An 18,398-nucleotide genomic window follows, 5' to 3' on the forward strand; every position below is an offset into this window, starting at 1 on the left:
AAGAGCATGGGCGGGTGGAGAAAATTCAATCGGGTTTGTGACAGTGGGGATAAGCGGTCAATGGGTTTTACCACCCTGCAGATGAAAGGCAGGCACCTTCACCCACGAACAAAAAAACGGCACGCAAGCGTGCCGTTCTGTCCTTCACTGCCTGGCGCTATTACTTACGCGCCGCCTCCCACGACTTAAGCAGGTCGCTGTAGGTCACGGTCTCGCCTTTTGGCTTTTCGTTGGCCAGTTTCGGCTTAGGCGCACCCGGCTGGTCGAACCAGTATTGCGCGTCACGCTCGGGGTTCATTTTCGGGCCGCACACCGGTTGCACTTTGGAGCGTTCCAGGCGCGTCATGATCGCGTCCTGTTCCTTGGCCAGGTTATCCAACGCCTGTTGCGGGGTCTTCTCGCCGCTGGCGGCCGAGGCGATGTTGCTCCACCACAGTTGCGCCAGGCGTGGGTAGTCCGGCACGTTGGTGCCGGTCGGCGACCACTCGGTGCGGGCCGGGCTGCGGTAAAACTCCACCAGCCCCCCGAGTTTCGGCGCCATGTCGGTCATGGCCTGGGAGTTGATATCCGATTCACGAATCGGCGTCAGCCCCACGATGGTTTTCTTCAGCGAGACGGTCTTGGAGGTGACGAACTGCGCGTACAGCCAGGCCGCCAGCCTTTGTTTCTCAGGCGTGGATTTGAGGAAGGTCCAGGAGCCTACGTCCTGATACCCCTTCTTCATGCCCTTTTCCCAATACGGTCCGACCGGCGACGGCGCCATGCGCCATTTCGGCGTGCCGTCGGCGTTCACTACCGGCAGGCCTGGCTTGACCATGTCGGCGGTGAACGCGGTGTACCAGAAGATCTGCTGGGCGATGTTGCCCTGGGAAGGCACCGGCCCGGATTCGGAGAAGGTCATGCCCGCCGCTTCCGGTGGCGCGTAGGCTTTCATCCAGTCCACATATTTCTGCGTGGCAAACACCGCGGCCGGGCCGTTGGTGTCGCCGCCGCGAGTGACGCTGGAGCCCACCGGGTGGCAGTCCTCCACGCGAATGCCCCATTCGTCCACCGGCAAGCCGTTGGGCAGGCCCTTGTCGCCACCGCCGGCCATGGAGAACCAGGCATCGGTGAAACGCCAGCCCAGGGACGGGTCTTTTTTGCCGTAGTCCATGTGCCCATAAACGCGCTTGCCGTCGATTTCCTTGACGTCTTCGCTGAAGAACTTGGCGATGTCTTCATAAGCCGACCAGTTCACCGGCACACCCAGGTCGTAACCGTATTTTTCCTTGAACTTGGCTTTAAGCTCCGGACGCTCGAACCAGTCGGCGCGGAACCAGTAGAGGTTGGCGAATTGCTGGTCGGGCAACTGGTAGATCTTGCCGTCCGGCGCCGTGGTGAACGACAGGCCGATAAAGTCCTTGAGGTCCAGGGTCGGCGATGTAAAGGCCTTGCCCTCGTTGGCCATCAGGTCGGTGATCGATTCGGTCTTGCCGTAGCGAAAGTGCGTACCGATCAAGTCGGAGTCGTTGACCCAGCCGTCATAGATGTTCTTGTCCGACTGCATCTGGGTTTGCAGCTTCTCCACCACGTCGCCTTCCTGCAGCAGGTCGTGGGTCAGCTTGATCCCGGTGATTTCAGTGAAGGCCTTGGCCAGCACCTTGGACTCGTACTCGTGGGTGGTGAGGGTTTCCGACACCACGTTGATCTTCATCCCGCGGAACGGTTCCGACGCCTTGATAAACCACTTCAACTCTTCGAGTTGCTGGGCTTCGGTGAGGGTGGACGGTTTGAACTCGCTGCCGATCCATTTTTTCGCCGCATCTTCGTACGCATCGGCCCAGGCCGTGGCGCTCAAACCGCTCAGAGCCAGTACGGCGGCCAATGAAATGCTATGTCGCAGCTTATTGTTCTTATTCAACATAGAGACCTCCAGGTTGTTTATTCATAAGGGGACTAGCCCCAACGCATCACACTCAACAGCCATACCAGGGAGAGCGCGGACGCCACCCAGATGCTCCAGTCGGTAACACCAATAACCAGCAAATGCAGGTAGGCGCTGCCGAGAAGACCGATAAACAAGCGATCACCACGGGTGGTGCTGATCGGTAAAAAACCGCGCCGGGGAATGCTCGGCGAACGCAGTTCCCAGGTGGTCATGCCCGCCAGAATCAGGGCGATGCCACCGAAGAACAGCGCAGTCGGGGTGGTCCAGGCCATCCATTCCATCATCGATTCCTCTAGACCCGGCCCAGGGCAAAGCCCTTGGCCACGTGGTTACGAACAAACCAGATCACCAGCATGCCCGGCAGGATGGTCAACACCCCCGCCGCCGCCAGCACGCCCCAATCGATACCCGACGCCGACACTGTTCGGGTCATCACGGCAGCAATCGGCTTGGCGTTGACCGAGGTCAGGGTGCGCGCCAGCAACAGTTCGACCCAGGAAAACATGAAGCAGAAAAACGCGGTCACACCGATGCCGGAGCCGATCAACGGGATGAAAATCTTCACGAAGAACTTGGGGAACGAGTAACCGTCGATGTAGGCGGTTTCGTCGATTTCCTTGGGTACGCCGGACATGAAGCCCTCAAGAATCCATACCGCCAACGGCACGTTGAACAGGCAGTGGGCCAGCGCCACGGCGATGTGCGTATCGAACAGGCCGATGGACGAATACAGCTGGAAGAACGGCAGCAAAAACACCGCCGGTGGCGCCATGCGGTTGGTCAGCAGCCAGAAGAACAGGTGCTTGTCACCCAGGAAACGGTAGCGCGAGAAGGCGTAGGCCGCCGGCAGCGCCACGCTCAGGGAGATCACCGTGTTCAGACTCACGTAGTACAGCGAGTTGAGGTAGCCGGTGTACCAACTGGGGTCGGTGAAGATCACCTTGTAGTTGGCCAGGGTGAAGTCCTGCGGAAACAGCGTCAGCCCGCCGAGGATTTCGGTGTTGCTCTTAAAGGACATGTTCAGCAGCCAGTAAATCGGCACCAGCAGGAACAGGATGTAGATCAGCAGCGGAATAACCTTGCGCTTGCTCATGTTGGCGGCCTCAGCGGTTGGCGTCGGAGTGGGTCATGGCGGTGTAGAACAGCCAGGACACCAACAGGATGATCAGGAAGTACACCAGGGAAAACGCCGCAGCCGGGCCCAGGTCGAATTGGCCCACCGCCATCTGGGTCAGGGTCTGACTGAGGAAGGTGGTCGCGTTCCCCGGCCCACCACCGGTCAGTACAAACGGCTCGGTGTAGATCATGAAACTGTCCATAAAGCGCAGCATCACCGCGATCAGCAGCACGCTCTTCATCTTGGGCAACTGGATATGTCGGAAAACCGCCCAGGCCGACGCACGATCAATCCGCGCGGCCTGGTAGTACACGTCCGGAATCGCCCGCAGCCCCGAGTAGCACAGCAGCGCGACGAGTGACGTCCAGTGCCACACGTCCATCACCAGCACCGTGACCCAGGCGTCCGCGGTGTTCGCCGCATAGTTGTAGCTGATGCCCAGGGCGTTGAGGCTGTAGCCGAGCAAGCCGATATCGGCACGGCCGAAGATCTGCCAGATGGTGCCCACCACGTTCCAGGGAATCAGCAGCGGAATGGCCAGCACGATCAGCACCAGCGACGACCAGCGGCCCTTGGTCGGCATGGTCAGGGCAATGGCGATGCCCAGCGGGATTTCGATCAGCAGCACGCAGGCCGAATAGATGAACTGGCGCAGCAGCGAGTCATGCAGACGCGGGTCGAGCAGCACCTGCTTGTACCAGTCGGCCCCGACGAAGTAGCGGCTGGACTGGTCGAAAATGTCCTGCACCGAGTAGTTGACCACGGTCATCATCGGGATCACCGCGCTGAACGCCACCAGCAGGAACACCGGCAGTACCAGCCACCAGGCCTTGTTGTTCTGCACCTTGTTCATGGCAGCACCTCCAGCAGGTAATCGTCGGCGTAGAGCATCAACCATTGCGCGGGAAAGCTGATCGAGGCCTTGCCCTCGGGCACCGGCTTGTCTTCGGCCAGGCGTACTTTCAGGGGGGCGCCATCGAGGTTGAGGGTGATGATCTTGTAGGTGCCGAGGTCTTCCAGGTGTGTGACATCAGCCTGCAACGCGTCGGGGTTGTGCTCGTCCCACACGTGGATAAATTCCGGACGGATGCCGACCTGCAGTTTGCGGTAGTCCATCGCCGCAAGACGTTGCTGCATGGCCTCGGGCAATGGCAGATGAGTGCCGGCAAACCGCACGCCGCCCGCCTCGGCCTGGACCTCGATCAGGTTCATCCCAGGGCTGCCGATGAAATAGCCGACAAAGGTGTGACTGGGTCGCTCAAACAGTTCCCGCGGGGTACCAAATTGCACGATCTGCCCGCCGTACATCACCGCAATCTTGTCGGCGAAGGTAGACGCCTCAAGCTGGTCGTGGGTGACGTAGACCATGGTGATGTTGAACTGCTCGTGGATCTGCTTGAGCTTGCGCCGCAGTTTCCACTTGAGGTGCGGGTCGATCACCGTCAGCGGTTCGTCAAACAGGATCGCCGATACGTCGTCGCGCACCAGGCCGCGACCCATGGAGACTTTCTGTTTTTCATCGGCGGTGAGGTTGCGGGCTTTTTTGGTCAGCAGGTTTTGCAGGTCGAGGACTTCGGCGATTTCCTGCACCTTGCTGTGAATTTTCGCCTCGGCCATGCCCTGGTTACGCAGCGGGAAGGCCAGGTTGTCGAACACCGTCATGGTGTCGTACACCACCGGGAACTGGAACACCTGGGCGATGTTGCGCTTTTCCGGCGTGAGGTCGTTGACCACCTGGGTGTCAAACAGCACCTGGCCCTCGGAGGGGCTGAGCAGGCCCGAGATGATATTGAGCAGGGTCGACTTGCCGCAACCCGACGGCCCGAGCAAGGCGTAGGCACCGCCCTGCTCCCACACGTGGTTCATTTCCCGAATCGCGTAGTCCTCCGGGCCGCTGGGCGTGGCGCTGTAGCTGTGCGCCAGGTTCTGCAAATGGATCTCGGCCATCAGGCAACCCTCGCGACACGGCGTCCGGGGGCCTGGACCAAACGGCCCTGGCCATCGAACACAAACAATTTATGGGTGGGGATATACACGCGGATCGGCGCGTCGACGTCGTACTCATGCACCCCCGGCAGGTGCAGCACCAACAGGAAATGCTCACTGCGCACATGCAGGAAGGTTTCCGAGCCGCTGATCTCGGCGACTTCCACCGTTACCGCCAGCTCCAGATCATCGTCGTTGCTCGGCACCAGGCTGATATGGCTGGGGCGCACACCAAAACGGAACTCGCCTTCGCCGATGGGACGCAGGTCGACGTTCAACGGAAAGTGCACGAAATTGGCGAAGCTCACCTCGTTGCCGCTGATCCGCCCCGGCATCAGGTTGATCGGCGGCTCGGAAAACAGCTCGGCGGCGAGCACGCTCTGCGGTTGGTGGTAGACCTCGGCGGCCTTGCCGCTCTGGATCACCCGGCCTTCGTGAAGAATGGTGGTGGTGCCGCCCAGGGCCAGGGCTTCGTTGGGCTCGGTGGTGGCGTAGATGGCGATGGTGTGACGGGCCTGGAACAGCTCGCGCATTTCCTGACGCAGTTCTTCACGCAGTTTGTAGTCCAGGTTCACCAAAGGCTCGTCGAACAGAATCAGTTCAGCGTCCTTGACCAGCGCGCGAGCCATGGCCGTGCGTTGCTGCTGACCGCCGGACAGTTCCAGCGGGTGGCGCTGGAGAAACTTCTCGATACGCAGCATCCGGGCGGTTTCCTGCACCTTGCTGCGGATGATTTCATCTGCCACACCCGCCTGGCGCAAAGGCGAAGCGATGTTCTCGAACACGGTCATGGTGGGGTAGTTGATGAACTGCTGATACACCATCGACACGTTGCGCAGGCGCACCGGCTTGTGGGTGACGTCGACGCCGTTCATCAGGATGCGGCCGCTGTCGGGCTTGTCCAGGCCGGCCATCAGACGCATCAGGCTGGTCTTGCCGGACAGGGTGCGGCCCAGCAGCACGTTGAAGGAGCCGGGCTCGAAACGCAGGGTGGCGTCGTCGATCCAGGTTTGGCCTTCGACGACGCGGGAGACATGTTCCAGGGTCAATGACATGACACGACCTTTTTATTATTGGAATGAATCTGGCCAGTCGTCAGAGCGAGTTTCGTGCCAAAAGCGGCAGGTGATTGATCCATAAGGAAATAGCTTGAATTGCATGTTCAACAGTGAACACAAATGAACAAGCCAGGCTGAACAACTGAACAATCCGGGGGTTGACAATGAACAGTCCTGAACAACACTAATTAGGCCCCCGCGCCGGCGGGGGCCCATAAAAACAATAAAAACAGAAGGTCGCCCCCATGGCCGAACCCTTGCCCCACGACACCATCATCCAGGACTCCTGGCGCCGTTGCCGCGCGTTTGGCCTGGACCACCAGAGCACGCCCAGCTTTGATCCATTGCCGGCCGAGGGCATCAGCCAACTGCTGGAGAGCCAGCATTCGCTGGTGCAGACCACCCACCAGGAGGTCCTGCCCTACTACGAGAACATCCTGAGCAATTCCAATTGCCTGATCATGCTGGCCGACAATCAGGGCCAGGTACTGACGTCGTGGGGCACCCAACGCTTTATCGAGCCCAAGCTGGCCCGCGGGTTCAGCGCTGGCGCCAGCTGGAAGGAACGCTGCAGCGGCACCAACGCCATCGGCACCGCACTGGCCTGCGCTCAGGCGGTGCATATCGAGCACGACGAGCACTTCCTCAAGGCCAACCGCTTCATGACCGGCTCGGCGGCGCCGATCTTTGATGCGCAGCGTGAAATCATCGCGGTGCTGGACGTGTCCAGTGACAGCTACCTGCCGCCCTCCCACACCCTGGGCATGGTCAAAATGATGAGCCAGACCGTGGAAAACCGGCTGATCCTCAACCTGTTTCGCGGTGAACACTTTCAACTGACCTTCAATACCGGCCTGAGCAACCTCGACAGTCAGTGGGCCGGGCTGTTGATCTTTGATGAAAGCGGCCAGGTGCTGTCGGCCAACCGTCGCGCCGACAACCTGCTGGGCATCAGCCTGTCGCGGGTGATGATCGACAGCCTGTTCAAGGTGTCGTTGCTGGAATTGCTGAACCAGCCGGAGGGTCTGCCGTTTTCGTTGCAGGCGGCGGGACGCAATCGCTTCCAGTGTGTGTTGAAGCGTCCCCAGCAGGTGCCGATGCAGGCCCGCGTGTTCACTGAGCCTGCGCAGCCAAAACCGACGGCGATTGGCCTCAAGACCCTGCATTTTGGTGATGTGCGCGTGGAAAAGGCCGTGCGCCAGGCAGAGCGCTTGTTGGAAAAAGACATTCCGCTGCTGATCCATGGCGAAACCGGGGTGGGCAAAGAGGTGTTCGTCAAAGCCCTGCACCAAGCCAGTTCGCGCAGCCAAAAAGCGTATATCGCGGTGAACTGTGCGGCGATTCCCGCTGAGTTGGTGGAATCGGAACTGTTCGGCTACGAAAAAGGCGCGTTCACCGGCGCCAATCAAAAAGGCAGCATCGGCCTGATCCGCAAGGCCGACAAGGGCACGCTGTTTCTCGACGAAATCGGCGATATGCCGCTGGCGACCCAGGCCCGCCTGTTGCGGGTATTGCAGGAACGCTGCGTGCAGCCGGTGGGCAGCAGCGAGCTGTTCCCGGTGGACCTGCGCATTATCTCGGCGACTAACCGCGCACTGCGTGAGTTGGTACAGGCCGGGCGTTTTCGAGAGGATTTGTACTACCGTATCGGCGGCCTGACCCTGGAACTGCCGCCGTTGCGCGAGCGCACCGACAAGCAGGCGTTGTTCCAGCAACTGTGGCAGCAGCACCGCGAGCCCACGCAGTGGGCCGGCTTGAGCGCTGAGGTGCTGGCATTGTTCGAGCAGCATCCGTGGCCAGGGAATTTGCGCCAGGTCAGCAGCGTGTTGCAGGTGGCACTGGCGATGGCCGAGGAGCAGCCGATCCGAGCGGAGCACCTGCCGGATGATTTTTTCGTCGACCTGAACCTCGCCCCGCCACCGCCGCCGGCCGGTGAGTACCTGGACGAGCGCATTGACCTGAGTCAGCGCTTAAAGGCGGCCGGCGGCAATATTTCCCACCTGGCACGGGAGCTGGGGGTGAGCCGTAACACCTTGTACAAACGCCTGCGCCAGCAGGGGGGCTGAGTCAGCGCGGTTTGACCACCACCAGCAAGTCGGTGAAGTACTCCACCTGAATCGGCAGGTTATCGGCCAATGCCGACAGGGCCGCCGCCGTGTCATCGAGCCTGAACACCCCGGACACGCGCAAATCGCCCAGGGCCTGGGGGTCGAAGCGCACCATGCCATGGCGGTAACTGGCCAGCGTCTGCAACACCTCGCTCAGGGGCTGATCGTTAACCTTGAGCAAGCCACGGGTCCAGGCGTCCGGGTCGGCATTGCCGGTGGCTTGCGCCGCCATGGCGTGGCCATGTTCAAGGATCGCACGCTGGCCGGCGGCCACCTTGACGCCCTCCTCGGCTTGACCTTTGACCGCCACGCTGGACTCGATCACCGTGACCACCGTGGCGCCGTCCGCCGCGCGCTTGACCAGGTACCGGGTACCCAGCGCCGTCGCCGTGCCTTGGTCGGTGCGCACCACGAATGGCCGCTGTGCGTCCTTGGCCACGTCCACCCACAGCTCGCCTTGCAGCAGTTCGATCACCCGTTGGTGACCGTCGAATTTCACATCCACCGCCGAGTTGCTGTTGAGTTGCAAGCTGCTGCCATCGTCGAGGGCGATCTGGCGACGCTCGCCGACGCCGGTGCGCTGGTCCGCCATCCACACCGGCAGGTGCTCGAAGGCCTGCCAGCCGCACAGCAACACGCCGAGCAAGCCCAGCACCTGCGCACTGCGCGGACGTTGCGCGGTAAACGCGCGGTTAAGGGCCAGGCGCGCCGGTTGCGCGGGCAAGGTATCGAGGCTGCCCCACAGGGCGCGCATGCGTTCGATCGCCACCGCATGACGCGGGTCGGCCTGGCACCAGGCATCGAAGGCGTGGCGGTCGGCGTCGGTGACGTCTTCGTCGTGCAGACGTGTGAGCCAGTCCGCCGCCTGCTGGATAATGTGCTCGGTACTCATGGCAGCGGGTCGGCGGCGTGCAGACTGTGATAGCAGTGCACCAGAGCGCTGGAGATGTAGTTTTTGACCGTGCTGGCGGACACGTCCAGGCGCACGGCGATTTCGCTGTAGGTCAACCCATCGAGGCGACTCAACAGGAATGCCTCGCGGGTTTTGGTTGGCAGCCCAACCAGCATTTCGGCGATGCGTTCCAGGGCTTGCAGGGCCACATGGATCGCCGCAGGGTCGGGCATGCCGGCGTCTTCGCACCTGATGGCCAACGCCTGCATGTAGGCTTTTTCGATTCGACGTCGACGCGCGCCGTCGATCAACAGACGCCCCGCCGTGGTGGCCAGGAACGCCCTAGGTTCTTTGATGGTTTGCGGTTCGGCCAGCATCAGAACGCGGATAAACGCATCGTGGGCCAGGTCGGCGGCGTGCTGGGAGCAGCCGAGTTTTTTGCGCAGCCAGCCGTGCAACCAGCCGTGGTGCTCGCGGTACATCGCCGTAAGGGTCTGCTGACGCGCGGAGTCGCCCAGCGCGGCCGGAATGTCATGCATGCGCAAAAATTTCTCAAATGGGAAATGTTACCAATTGCGTGAACAATGCCAGTAAAACGCGCACGGAGCAAGGGGCTCTCGGCCGCCCCTTCTTCGTCGTCTGCGGAGTTTTTTGGGGCGAGCGGGCTCAGCGCCAGCGCCACGAGACGCCGGTGTAGAAGCCACGCCCATCGGCGGGTGTAGAGCGCGCTGCGTCCAACCCGTTGTCGTCATACCCCGGCGTGACGGTGTTGGCGTAGCGGCGGTTGGTGAGGTTGCGCAGGTCGACCCAGGCTTGCCAGTCCTGCCCTGGCGCGTCGTAGCCGAAGGTTGTGCCAACAATCGTATAAGCCGCCGCGTAGTAGGAGTTGGCGTAATCCACCGCTACCCGCGATGAGTGCTCGGTGTTGAGGCTGGTGTAAAACCCTGTCGGGTGGCTGTAGCGCAATTGCGCCTGGTAGTAGTGCGCGGGGATACCCGGCAAGGTGTTGTCGCCGAAACGGTCGTCGTCACGGTAGTGGAAGTCGCTGAAGGTATACGCCTGGCGCAGGTCAAGCCTGCCATTGCGGCCGCCCTCCCACAGCGGGCTGAGCAGGCCCAGTTCCACGCCTTGGTGCACCGTGGGGCTGGCGTTGGCCTCGGCGACGATTGCGTTGCTGGTAAGCGTCTGGGCCTGGGTTTCCACCGTGAGCAATTCATGGCGCACTTCGGAGCGGTACAGCGCCAGGTCCCATTGACCGAGCCACGCTTCGCCGCGCCCGCCGACTTCCAGGGTGGTGGCGGTCTGGTTTTTCAGGCTCACGCCTTCCCGTGCCATGCCTTTGGCAGGGCCGCTGGTGAAGTACTTGTTGGAACCCCAGATCATTGACCACGCATGGGGCGGTTCGACCGAGCGGCTCAGGTTGCCGTACACCTGCAATTGCGGGTTGACGTCATAACGCAAGCCCATGCGCGGCGCGTAGTCCCAGTCGTGCTGGCTGAGCGGCGCCTGGCCTTCGGGGTAGCTGACCTGGGTTTCGCGGCGGGTGTAGATCGCCGCCAGGCCGGTGGTCAACCACAGGTCGGGCACCAGTTCCAAATCGTTGCTGATATGCAGCACGGTGTCGGAGCCCAGGTAGCTGTAGTCGCGGGTCTTAGTGCCGGGAGCATAGTTGGCGGTGTTGCCGGCGGGGATGCGCACGTACTCGGCACCGCCGTTGTTGGGCATCGCCTGGGTGGTGCGCAGGCCAACGGTGGTTTTGCTGTCGTGTCCGAACAGGCTGTCCTGGCGAATGTAATTGAGGGTACTGCTCACGTCGGTGTAGGCGACTTTCAGGCGGATGCTGCCTTCGCGCAGGTCCATCGGGTAATCGTGGTAAGCCAGGCCGAGCTCAAGGCGCGAATTATCGTCCAGTTGCAGGGTGGTTTTGTTGGCGATCCAGGTAGAACCGGGTTGCAGGCGCTTTGAGTCACGGGCGGCGTTGAGGCTGTTGGCCGCGCGCGGGCCGTGGCTGATCTGGTCGCGGGTGAGCTTGCCAGGGGTGTCGTTGGTGGTTTCGCGGTAGCGCAAATAGAAACGGGTTTCCAGGTTAGGGTTGAAGCGGTAGCCGAAATTGGCCGCCACGCCTTTGCCGGTGGCCGCGCTCTGGCGCTGATAACCGTCGGACGCCGAGTCGGTCAGGCTGATGTAGTAGTCGGCGTCCCCCAGCACTTGGCCGGAACTGATCTCGCGCTGGGCATAGCCACGACTGCCCGCCTCATAGCGCACCTGCAGCTTGGGCGCATCGTAGCCGGTGTGCGTCACGTAGTTGACCGCGCCACCCAGGGCCAGCGCGCCCTGGTCAAAACCGTTGGCACCGCGCAACACCTCCACACGGCTTTGCCACAGCGGGTCCTTGAGCTCATAGGGCGTGCCGCCAGGGCCGGTGAGCGGCAGGCCGTCGAACATTTCATAGAGCCCGGAGCCGTGGGCACCGGGGCTGCGGTTCAGGCCCGAACCGCGAATGGACAGTTTTACGCCCTCGTTGTTCGCCGCCTTGGCGTAGACGCCGGGCTGGTACTTGAACACGTCCTCGTTGGTACTCACCCGGCCCTGCTGCACGCTGCTCATATCGATGTAATTGCTGGCACCGGGCACGCTCTTGAGCTGGGCCTGGGCCACTTCACCTGCACTGGCCTCAGCGGCGGTGACTTCAACCGGCGCCAATTGCAGGTCTTCGGCGTGCGCCAGGGTGCTTAAGGTAAGGACGGCAAACAGGAACGGAGGGTGGCGCAGCAGCATGGATAGATCCTTGGAATGCGGGGCGTGAGGAGCCTGGCCCAGCACGCGAACAGTGATGGGAAGCCAGCGATGCCCGGCAAGTCACGCCTGTTAACGGATCAGCACCTATTGCCCGGCGCACGATCACCGAAGGCTTGAAGTTGGAAAGGATGGGTTACGTACAACCCAGCAGCCCTTATCGAAGCTCGTTCGCGAAACGTCCGACTGCGTTCACCACCTGCTTGGCGCCGCCCTGGATCTCGGTGATAACGGCGCCGGCCTGGTTGGCAAGGGTCAGGCCTTGCTCGGCCTGTTCACGGCTGCTGAACATCTCGTTAATGGCTTCGTCGGCAAGGCGCTGGTTCTGTTGCACCACCGTGACGATCTCCTCGGTCGCGGTACTGGTGCGGCTGGCCAATTGCCGGACCTCATCGGCCACGACTGCAAAGCCACGCCCCTGCTCACCGGCTCGGGCGGCCTCGATCGCAGCGTTGAGCGCCAACAGATTGGTTTGCGCAGCGATGCCGCCGATGGTCTGCACAATGGCGCTGATCAACAGCGATTGTTTGCCCAGGGCCTCAATGCTGCCGGTGGCCGATTGCATCTGCGACGCAATGTTCTGCATGGTTTGCACCGTGTTCTGCACCACCGCCGCGCCGCGCTCTGCGGTGACGTCTGTTTGTAGTGATACCTCATAGGCCACGCCAGCTGCCTCCTTGACCTCCGATTCCCTCAACACCTGATCAGTGACCACACTGGCAAACTTGACCACTTTGCACAGGTTGCCCTCCGCATCGTGCACCGGGTTATAGGTGGCTTCGAGCCAGACTTCATTACCGCGACTGTCCACGCGCTTGAAGCGACTGGCGACAAATTCGCCACGGTTGAGGGTCTGCCAGAATCCCGCATACCCCGGCGACGCGGCCTCTTGGGCAGTACAAAACAGGCTGTGTTTTTTGCCGACGATTTGATCGAGCGTATAACCCATGGCGTCGAGAAACTGCGTATTGGCAGTGACCACGGTGCCGTCCAACTTGAACTGAATGACGGCCGTCGAGCGGATTAACGCGTTGATGAACGCTTCGTTTTCCTTGGCTTTTTCGATGGCGCGGCTGACCTCGGCGCCGTAGCCCTGGATATGTGACAGCCGACCATCACGCCCGTGGATCGGGCACCAAGTGAGGTTGATCCAGGCCAGGCTGGCGTCGACGCGCAAAAAACGGTAATCGTCGGTCACCGGTTCCAGGCGTGTGATCGCCGCACCTAAATTATGAAAGCAGGGCAAGTCCTTGACGTAAGCCGGAACAATCTCAGCCAGCAAGCGGCCCTGTAATTGTTCACGGGAATAGCCCAGCGCACGGGCGAAGCCTTCGTTGACGGCGGTAACCCGGAATTCAGCGTCGAGGTCGATGGAAAGCATCCCTCGATCGCATTGCGCGACGAGCTGTCGCAAGTGGAACAGCTCATCGTCACGGTCCTGTAGATCCTTCTTCAAGCGGCGATTAAACATAGCGGCGTCCCTGAGGTGGTCATCACTGCATCGGCCGTTGGGCCTGCGGCTTAAGCATAGACCGAAGAACAGTCCTGCTGGCCTTTTGTTACTACCGAGCGCCACGATAGAAACTAGCCAGCGGGCCACTCCAAAGCCAGCATCAACTCATCGGCCTCAGAGCCCGGCGCAAACCGAAAGCCGTACATCTCATCGGCCGCCAGTATTCGCCCAAGGGCACTCAATAACTGCGCCTCGGTCGGCGACTCGCGCAGCAGCTTGTGTGCAGGTAACAACAACTCGGCAGCAACGCCCTCGGCACTGGCGGCGTCGATCACCGCAAAGAGGATAAAGCGCAGGCGTATTTCGCGATCCGTCGGCCACACCGTTTTTCGCTTACCCAAGGTAGGGCCTCATATTTTCGGAAAAGTCCGAGGCTATTGCCGACGTCCGCGTGATTCAAGCGCGCGGACCCAAGATCGGCCGCTTCCTACAGATAGAAAGGAAATACCGCACAGGGATTGATCATCAACGTTTATCTGCCGATGTTCACCCTTACTGCACCGGCAGGAAATTCATCAACAGCAGGCTTTGCGCGTAGTTGAGGCCGATACGTCGATAGCGCTCATCAAGCATTTGCGTCAGCAGATCAAGCCGCGCGACGATCTTGCCGAACTCCACGGCAAAACTGAGGTTACTGCCCTCCTCCGAGATCTCATTGGAAAACAGCAGCAACACGCCGTTGGCATCCTGACGCTTGCTGAGCAGCCACGTGGCCTTCTCGATATTGCGTGCCGCATTGCTGACGAACTGTGGGTTGATCGAATCGGTCATGTAGAACTCGGTGCGGCCACCGTGTGCCGTCACCAGCATGCTGCCAATCGCGTAGATAAACGCGCCAACCCGATCGCCTTTGAACTCGGGGCTCAAGGAGTAACTCAAGGCCACCAGATCGCGCCGATCGCCCAGCGCCTGCAACGGTTGACGCTGCTCGATCGCCCGACGAATTTCGCGCTCGGCACTCGCCGCATCCGGGTAACCCGACTGCCGCCACTGGTTGGGGTTACGCAGATAGAGTTTGCTCATCAGCAGATACAGGCTTTGCAGGTTGTCGCGCATGCCCAGGGTTGCCATGCGATCGACACTGGTTTGAAAGAACTCGTCGGGCTTGCCGTTGCTGAACTGTTTGGCAATGTCACGCCCCTGTTGCTGGGTGCAACCGGTGGCAACGAGCATTAAAACGGCAGCCAGCAACCACGACTGGCGCAGGGGACGAATGTAGAAATAAGAAAACGTGCGGTCCATCGGCACCCAAACTGGTTCATCTGCCCTCACGGGAAATCGACGGGGCTGGGACAAAGATAGAGCCAGGAAATCAAAAAAAGTGCAGTGAGCGCCGGCAGATAGTTGTAAGAAGCGCGCGCCAGAGCGTTTCATGACGAATACTATTGAGCGTCTATACTTCCTCGATCAGTTGCGTGTGTGGTTGGCGAGCCAGGGTGGCGGTTGAGCCTATTGAACAGCCTGGCGCGTACATGTACACCGGCTACGGCATTATCAACAGCAGTTGTAAATGAGGTGACGGCAATGAGACATCCCATTCGAGCACAAATGTTTGTCCAGGTGATTTGCCTGCTTTCGGTGGCTCAGCTTTTTTGCTGATTGCGATTAAAACTGCCCTCCACGCCTGCCGCGGGTGCGGCAAGCGTAGACCTGTGCCCCTATTTCAGACCTTGAAGCGCGCCACCAAGTGATTGAGTTCAATCGCCAGGTTGGCCATCTCGCCGCAGGCGCTGGCGGTCTGACTGGCGCCTGCCGAACTCTGGACCGACAGTTCGCGGATGCTGGTCAGGTTCTGGTCAGCCTCGCGGGCCACCTGAGCCTGCTCTTCGGAAGCGGTGGCGATCAGCAGGTTGCGCTCGTTGATCTGGGCGATGGCCTCTGCGATCTGCTTAAGCGAAAGGTCGGCATTCTGCGCGACCGCGATTGAGCTGCTGGCCATCTGGGCACTGACGTTCATGGCACCCACGGCCTGGGTCGAGTCCGCCTGAATCGCGCTGATCATCTGCTCGATTTCCTGGGTCGACTGCTGGGTGCGGTGAGCCAGCGCACGCACCTCATCGGCTACCACCGCAAAGCCACGGCCTTGCTCGCCGGCACGGGCGGCTTCAATGGCCGCGTTCAGCGCCAGCAAGTTGGTCTGTTCGGCAATCGCGCGAATCACCTCGACCACCTTGCTGATGTCCTGGGCCCTGCCAGACAACGCCTTGACCTGATCCCCCGTGCTGGCAACGTTGCCCGCCAAGCTTTCGATGGCTTTGAGGGTCTGCGCCACATTCTCGATACCCGAGCGCGTGAATTCCATGGACTCGCGAGAAGATTGAGCGGCGGCGTCAGCATTGCGAGCCACCTCATCCACCGCGGCGCTCATTTCGGTCACTGCGGTCGCGGCCTGATTGACTTCATCGTTCTGCCGCACCAACCCGCGGCTGGCCTCTTCGGTCACGGCAGTCATTTCTTCAGAGGCTGACGCCAATTGGGTGGAGGAATCGGCAATACGAGCGATGGTTTCCCGCAGGTTGCGCTGCATCTTCGCCAAAGCGGCCAGCAGGCGGCCGGCTTCATCACGGCCACTGATCACCACTTCCCGTGACAGGTCGCTGTCGGCGATGCGCTCGGCTACGGCCAAGGCATCGCTGATCGGTGCCGAAATGCTGCGGGTCAACACCGCCGCCAACACCACGGTGAGTATGACGGTCGCCAGCAGCAGGCCAATCACCAGCGTCACACCCGTGCTGTACGTTGCAGCAGCCTCCTGGCCTGAATGCTTGGCGCCCTCATCGTTAAAGTCCGCGAGTTTGTTCAGCTTGTCTTGCATGGTATTGGTCATCGGACTGATGCGGGTATTGATCAGGGCAATGGCTGCGGCGTTATCACCAGTTCGCAGCAATGGCTCCAGCTCATCCAACAGTTTGAAATACTGCTGCACATCGCCAACCACTGCCTGGTAGAGCTCACGCTCCACCGGTCCGGAAATCAACGATTCATACGCGCTGATGGTGTTCTGAAGCGTGTTGCGGTAGCCGCTCAACGACGCGATGCGGGTTTGGCGCTGTTGTTCATCGGCGGTCACGGTGATACGGATACTTTCAAGGCGCAGGCGCAAGACGCCCGTCTGCAACTTTCCAATATCACGAATCCCGGCCATCCAATTGGTTTCGACATCCTGCTCCGACTCTCGAAGCTTGCCCATTTGCATCACTGCGACAATGCCCAGCGCAAAAACCACCAGGATAATCAGCGAGAAGAAGATGGCAGACCTGGGCGCGAGGTTTATATTCCTGACGTTCATTGTTATCTCTCTTGGAGAGGTCGGTGCCTGGTGTGTTTCCGTCCAGGCAATCAACCAAGCTTGCGGAAGCTGCAAGCCAGCCAGTCATTGAGTTAGCGCAGCCTTTGGCAGGACATCATCAACCTGTCGCGCAGTCAGATCGGCAGCTCAACCTTCGAGAAATAATGGCTTAATGATGGCATTGCAACCATCAGATCATCCCTATTCTGGGGTAGGGATACTGGAAAACCGGATAGGAAAATCCCTACCCCGAACGCGCGGATCACCCGCACCGTGACAAAAAAAACCCGACTCAATGGCCGGGTCCGATGATCTGAAGCGCGTCAGTTGTCGGGGTGTTCGCTCGCCACGGAATCGGCAGCATCAACGTCCGACATATCCTCTTCGAGAGGCGCCTCGTCGTCAGGTGGCAATGGGATCTTATCCTCATCACGCTTGGGGTCGTGCCCTGTTTCATTGTCTGTGCCGCGTGTTACCGCCTGCTGTGACAGGTTGCCGGGGGCATTCTCATTAATTTCCATGCTGGCTCTCCGCTCTTACGCTCGGGACATCCGCGCTTAAACATGGGAGTGGCAACACCCGGGCGAGTGCCGGGCGGTGGACGAACGGTCCAAAGCAAAGAGCGCCGCGGGGGGGCGAGGCGCTAAGATCAAATCCCATTGCTGCCTGTGGGGTGCAGAAAAGTAAACGACCGGCGAGCGTAGCATCGGAACCGCCAGCTCAAGACGTCAGGTGCGCCCGAGCCCACGCCTCGGCGGTCGTGACTGGAATCGACTGTTGCTCGTTGAAAGTGCCCGCTTTAGGCCACGCCACGCCCTTGCCCTGGGCGAATACCGCGCGGTACTTCTTGATGTGATGCGTTGGGTCTTTCTCCAATTCGTGGAGCAAGTACGGGACCGTCCACACATTACGGGCGAACGGGCGGCCCAGTACTCGCTCAAGAACACTGGCCACCTCTGCGTACGTCACCGTGTCGCCCGACAGATACACAATCTGATTGCGGAACGAGGGTTCGAAGAACACGATTTCTGCGGTCAACATCCCAATGTCTTCCGGCGTCGTGAGCGTCACGCTGTTCTCAAGAGTGCCCAGCGCGTTCACGGTATCGTTTTCAAAATCGACCACGTCGAAAACAGGCTCGAAAAGGAAGCTGGTGAACATGCCTGTGGAGATGATGACCCACTCAGTTTCATCCTGGGCGCGAAGCAATTCACGTACATCAAGCTGCGCATCGAACAGATCCTGAGGGCTGCCTCGGCCGATGACCTCAAAGTCGACGCCAAACTGCCATGGGAAGTAGCGCTTCACACCGGATTTAAGCGCCGCTGTAGCGAGCTTCATCGGCGTCTCCCGGCCTGCAACCATGCCTGCGCAGCCGATAACGGTATCGAAGCGCGCGAACACTTCAGCCAGTTGATCGATTGAATCATTCACCAGATCCGCCGCCACCATTTCGATACCGTGCGCCCGAAGCTCATCGAGCTCGGCCTTTTTATTGGGTACCTGGGTGTTGATGGTCGAATCCCGTAGCAGGACGCTGATGGTGGAACCAGGGGCGCGCGTTGCTACTCGCGCAAGATGCCGCAAAACCGCAAACCCAAGCTCACCAGCGCCTAGAACGAGAATGGATTGGGGGGAACGTCGGGTGACTTCGGTCATGATTTCTCCTGAGATAGGTTGCCTGTAAGATCGATAAATCGTTGCATGATTCG

16 protein-coding genes and 1 pseudogene are annotated in these 18,398 nt (G+C 60.5%); 1 reads left to right on the forward strand and 16 read right to left on the reverse strand.

Annotation, left to right across the window (positions count from 1 at the left end):
* Positions 1 to 160: 160 nt before the first annotated feature.
* Genes PSH59_RS15170 through PSH59_RS15195 form a run of 6 tightly spaced genes read right to left on the reverse strand, consistent with a single transcriptional unit; the run spans position 161 to position 6,085 of the window.
* On the reverse strand, positions 161 to 1,903 hold the full coding sequence (locus PSH59_RS15170) for an ABC transporter substrate-binding protein (protein WP_248079393.1): 1,743 nt from the start codon (positions 1,901 to 1,903) through the stop codon (positions 161 to 163).
* Positions 1,904 to 1,935: 32 nt separating this feature from the next.
* Complete coding sequence (locus PSH59_RS15175; protein ID WP_003232363.1) at positions 1,936 to 2,208, reverse strand: DUF2160 domain-containing protein; 273 nt, start codon at positions 2,206 to 2,208, stop codon at positions 1,936 to 1,938.
* An 11-nt stretch (positions 2,209 to 2,219) separates the two neighbouring features.
* Positions 2,220 to 3,020 carry a carbohydrate ABC transporter permease gene (locus PSH59_RS15180; protein ID WP_003174634.1) on the reverse strand — a complete coding sequence of 267 codons (801 nt, stop codon included), beginning with the start codon at positions 3,018 to 3,020 and terminating at the stop codon, positions 2,220 to 2,222.
* Between the two features lie 10 nt (positions 3,021 to 3,030).
* Entirely contained in the window at positions 3,031 to 3,897 is an 867-nt protein-coding gene (locus tag PSH59_RS15185; RefSeq protein ID WP_003174635.1) for a carbohydrate ABC transporter permease, read from the reverse strand.
* The gene (locus PSH59_RS15190; RefSeq protein ID WP_248079395.1) at positions 3,894 to 4,991 is read right to left on the reverse strand and encodes an ABC transporter ATP-binding protein; all 1,098 of its coding nucleotides are present in this window, start codon (positions 4,989 to 4,991) and stop codon (positions 3,894 to 3,896) included. The genes PSH59_RS15185 and PSH59_RS15190 overlap by 4 nt, the downstream gene beginning before the upstream one ends.
* Positions 4,991 to 6,085, reverse strand: coding sequence for an ABC transporter ATP-binding protein (locus PSH59_RS15195; protein ID WP_248079397.1), 1,095 nt, complete (start codon positions 6,083 to 6,085; stop codon positions 4,991 to 4,993). Before PSH59_RS15195 ends, PSH59_RS15190 begins: the two co-directional genes overlap by 1 nt.
* Before the next feature lie 248 nt (positions 6,086 to 6,333).
* On the opposite strand from PSH59_RS15195, the gene PSH59_RS15200 reads away from it, so the two are divergent.
* A complete protein-coding gene (locus tag PSH59_RS15200; protein ID WP_248079399.1) occupies positions 6,334 to 8,154 on the forward strand; it encodes a sigma-54-dependent Fis family transcriptional regulator in 1,821 nt (606 codons plus the stop codon).
* Between the two features lies 1 nt (position 8,155).
* On the opposite strand, the gene PSH59_RS15205 is transcribed toward PSH59_RS15200, so the two are convergent.
* The 10 genes and pseudogenes from PSH59_RS15205 to PSH59_RS15245 all read right to left on the reverse strand — a co-directional run bounded on the left by PSH59_RS15205 (position 8,156) and on the right by PSH59_RS15245 (position 18,345).
* The gene (locus tag PSH59_RS15205; protein ID WP_305393075.1) at positions 8,156 to 9,088 is read right to left on the reverse strand and encodes a FecR family protein; all 933 of its coding nucleotides are present in this window, start codon (positions 9,086 to 9,088) and stop codon (positions 8,156 to 8,158) included.
* Positions 9,085 to 9,627 (reverse strand): sigma-70 family RNA polymerase sigma factor, encoded by a 543-nt coding sequence (locus PSH59_RS15210; RefSeq protein ID WP_305393076.1) that lies wholly within the window; start codon positions 9,625 to 9,627, stop codon positions 9,085 to 9,087. The genes PSH59_RS15205 and PSH59_RS15210 overlap by 4 nt, the downstream gene beginning before the upstream one ends.
* Positions 9,628 to 9,754: 127 nt before the next feature.
* Positions 9,755 to 11,866: a TonB-dependent receptor domain-containing protein gene (locus tag PSH59_RS15215; RefSeq protein WP_305393077.1), complete on the reverse strand. Its 2,112-nt coding sequence runs from the start codon at positions 11,864 to 11,866 to the stop codon at positions 9,755 to 9,757.
* Positions 11,867 to 12,041: 175 nt separating this feature from the next.
* Positions 12,042 to 13,355, reverse strand: a complete 1,314-nt coding sequence (locus PSH59_RS15220; RefSeq protein WP_248079407.1) for a PAS domain-containing methyl-accepting chemotaxis protein — start codon at positions 13,353 to 13,355, stop codon at positions 12,042 to 12,044.
* A gap of 113 nt (positions 13,356 to 13,468) precedes the next feature.
* Positions 13,469 to 13,738, reverse strand: coding sequence for a hypothetical protein (locus PSH59_RS15225; protein WP_248079409.1), 270 nt, complete (start codon positions 13,736 to 13,738; stop codon positions 13,469 to 13,471).
* A 151-nt stretch (positions 13,739 to 13,889) separates the two neighbouring features.
* A complete protein-coding gene (locus PSH59_RS15230) occupies positions 13,890 to 14,639 on the reverse strand; it encodes a hypothetical protein (RefSeq protein WP_305393078.1) in 750 nt (249 codons plus the stop codon).
* Positions 14,640 to 15,060: 421 nt separating this feature from the next.
* Positions 15,061 to 15,924, reverse strand: coding sequence for a methyl-accepting chemotaxis protein (locus PSH59_RS26400; RefSeq protein ID WP_370694433.1), 864 nt, complete (start codon positions 15,922 to 15,924; stop codon positions 15,061 to 15,063).
* Between the two features lie 39 nt (positions 15,925 to 15,963).
* Positions 15,964 to 16,686: pseudogene (locus PSH59_RS26405) on the reverse strand (MCP four helix bundle domain-containing protein); the annotation flags it as partial.
* 323 nt (positions 16,687 to 17,009) lie between these two features.
* Positions 17,010 to 17,207 carry a hypothetical protein gene (locus PSH59_RS15240; RefSeq protein WP_248079415.1) on the reverse strand — a complete coding sequence of 66 codons (198 nt, stop codon included), beginning with the start codon at positions 17,205 to 17,207 and terminating at the stop codon, positions 17,010 to 17,012.
* Between the two features lie 199 nt (positions 17,208 to 17,406).
* Complete coding sequence (locus tag PSH59_RS15245) at positions 17,407 to 18,345, reverse strand: aromatic alcohol reductase (RefSeq protein WP_305393080.1); 939 nt, start codon at positions 18,343 to 18,345, stop codon at positions 17,407 to 17,409.
* Positions 18,346 to 18,398: the final 53 nt, after the last annotated feature.

Origin of the sequence: Pseudomonas sp. FP2309, assembly GCF_030687575.1 — a bacterium.
GTDB lineage: Bacteria > Pseudomonadota > Gammaproteobacteria > Pseudomonadales > Pseudomonadaceae > Aquipseudomonas.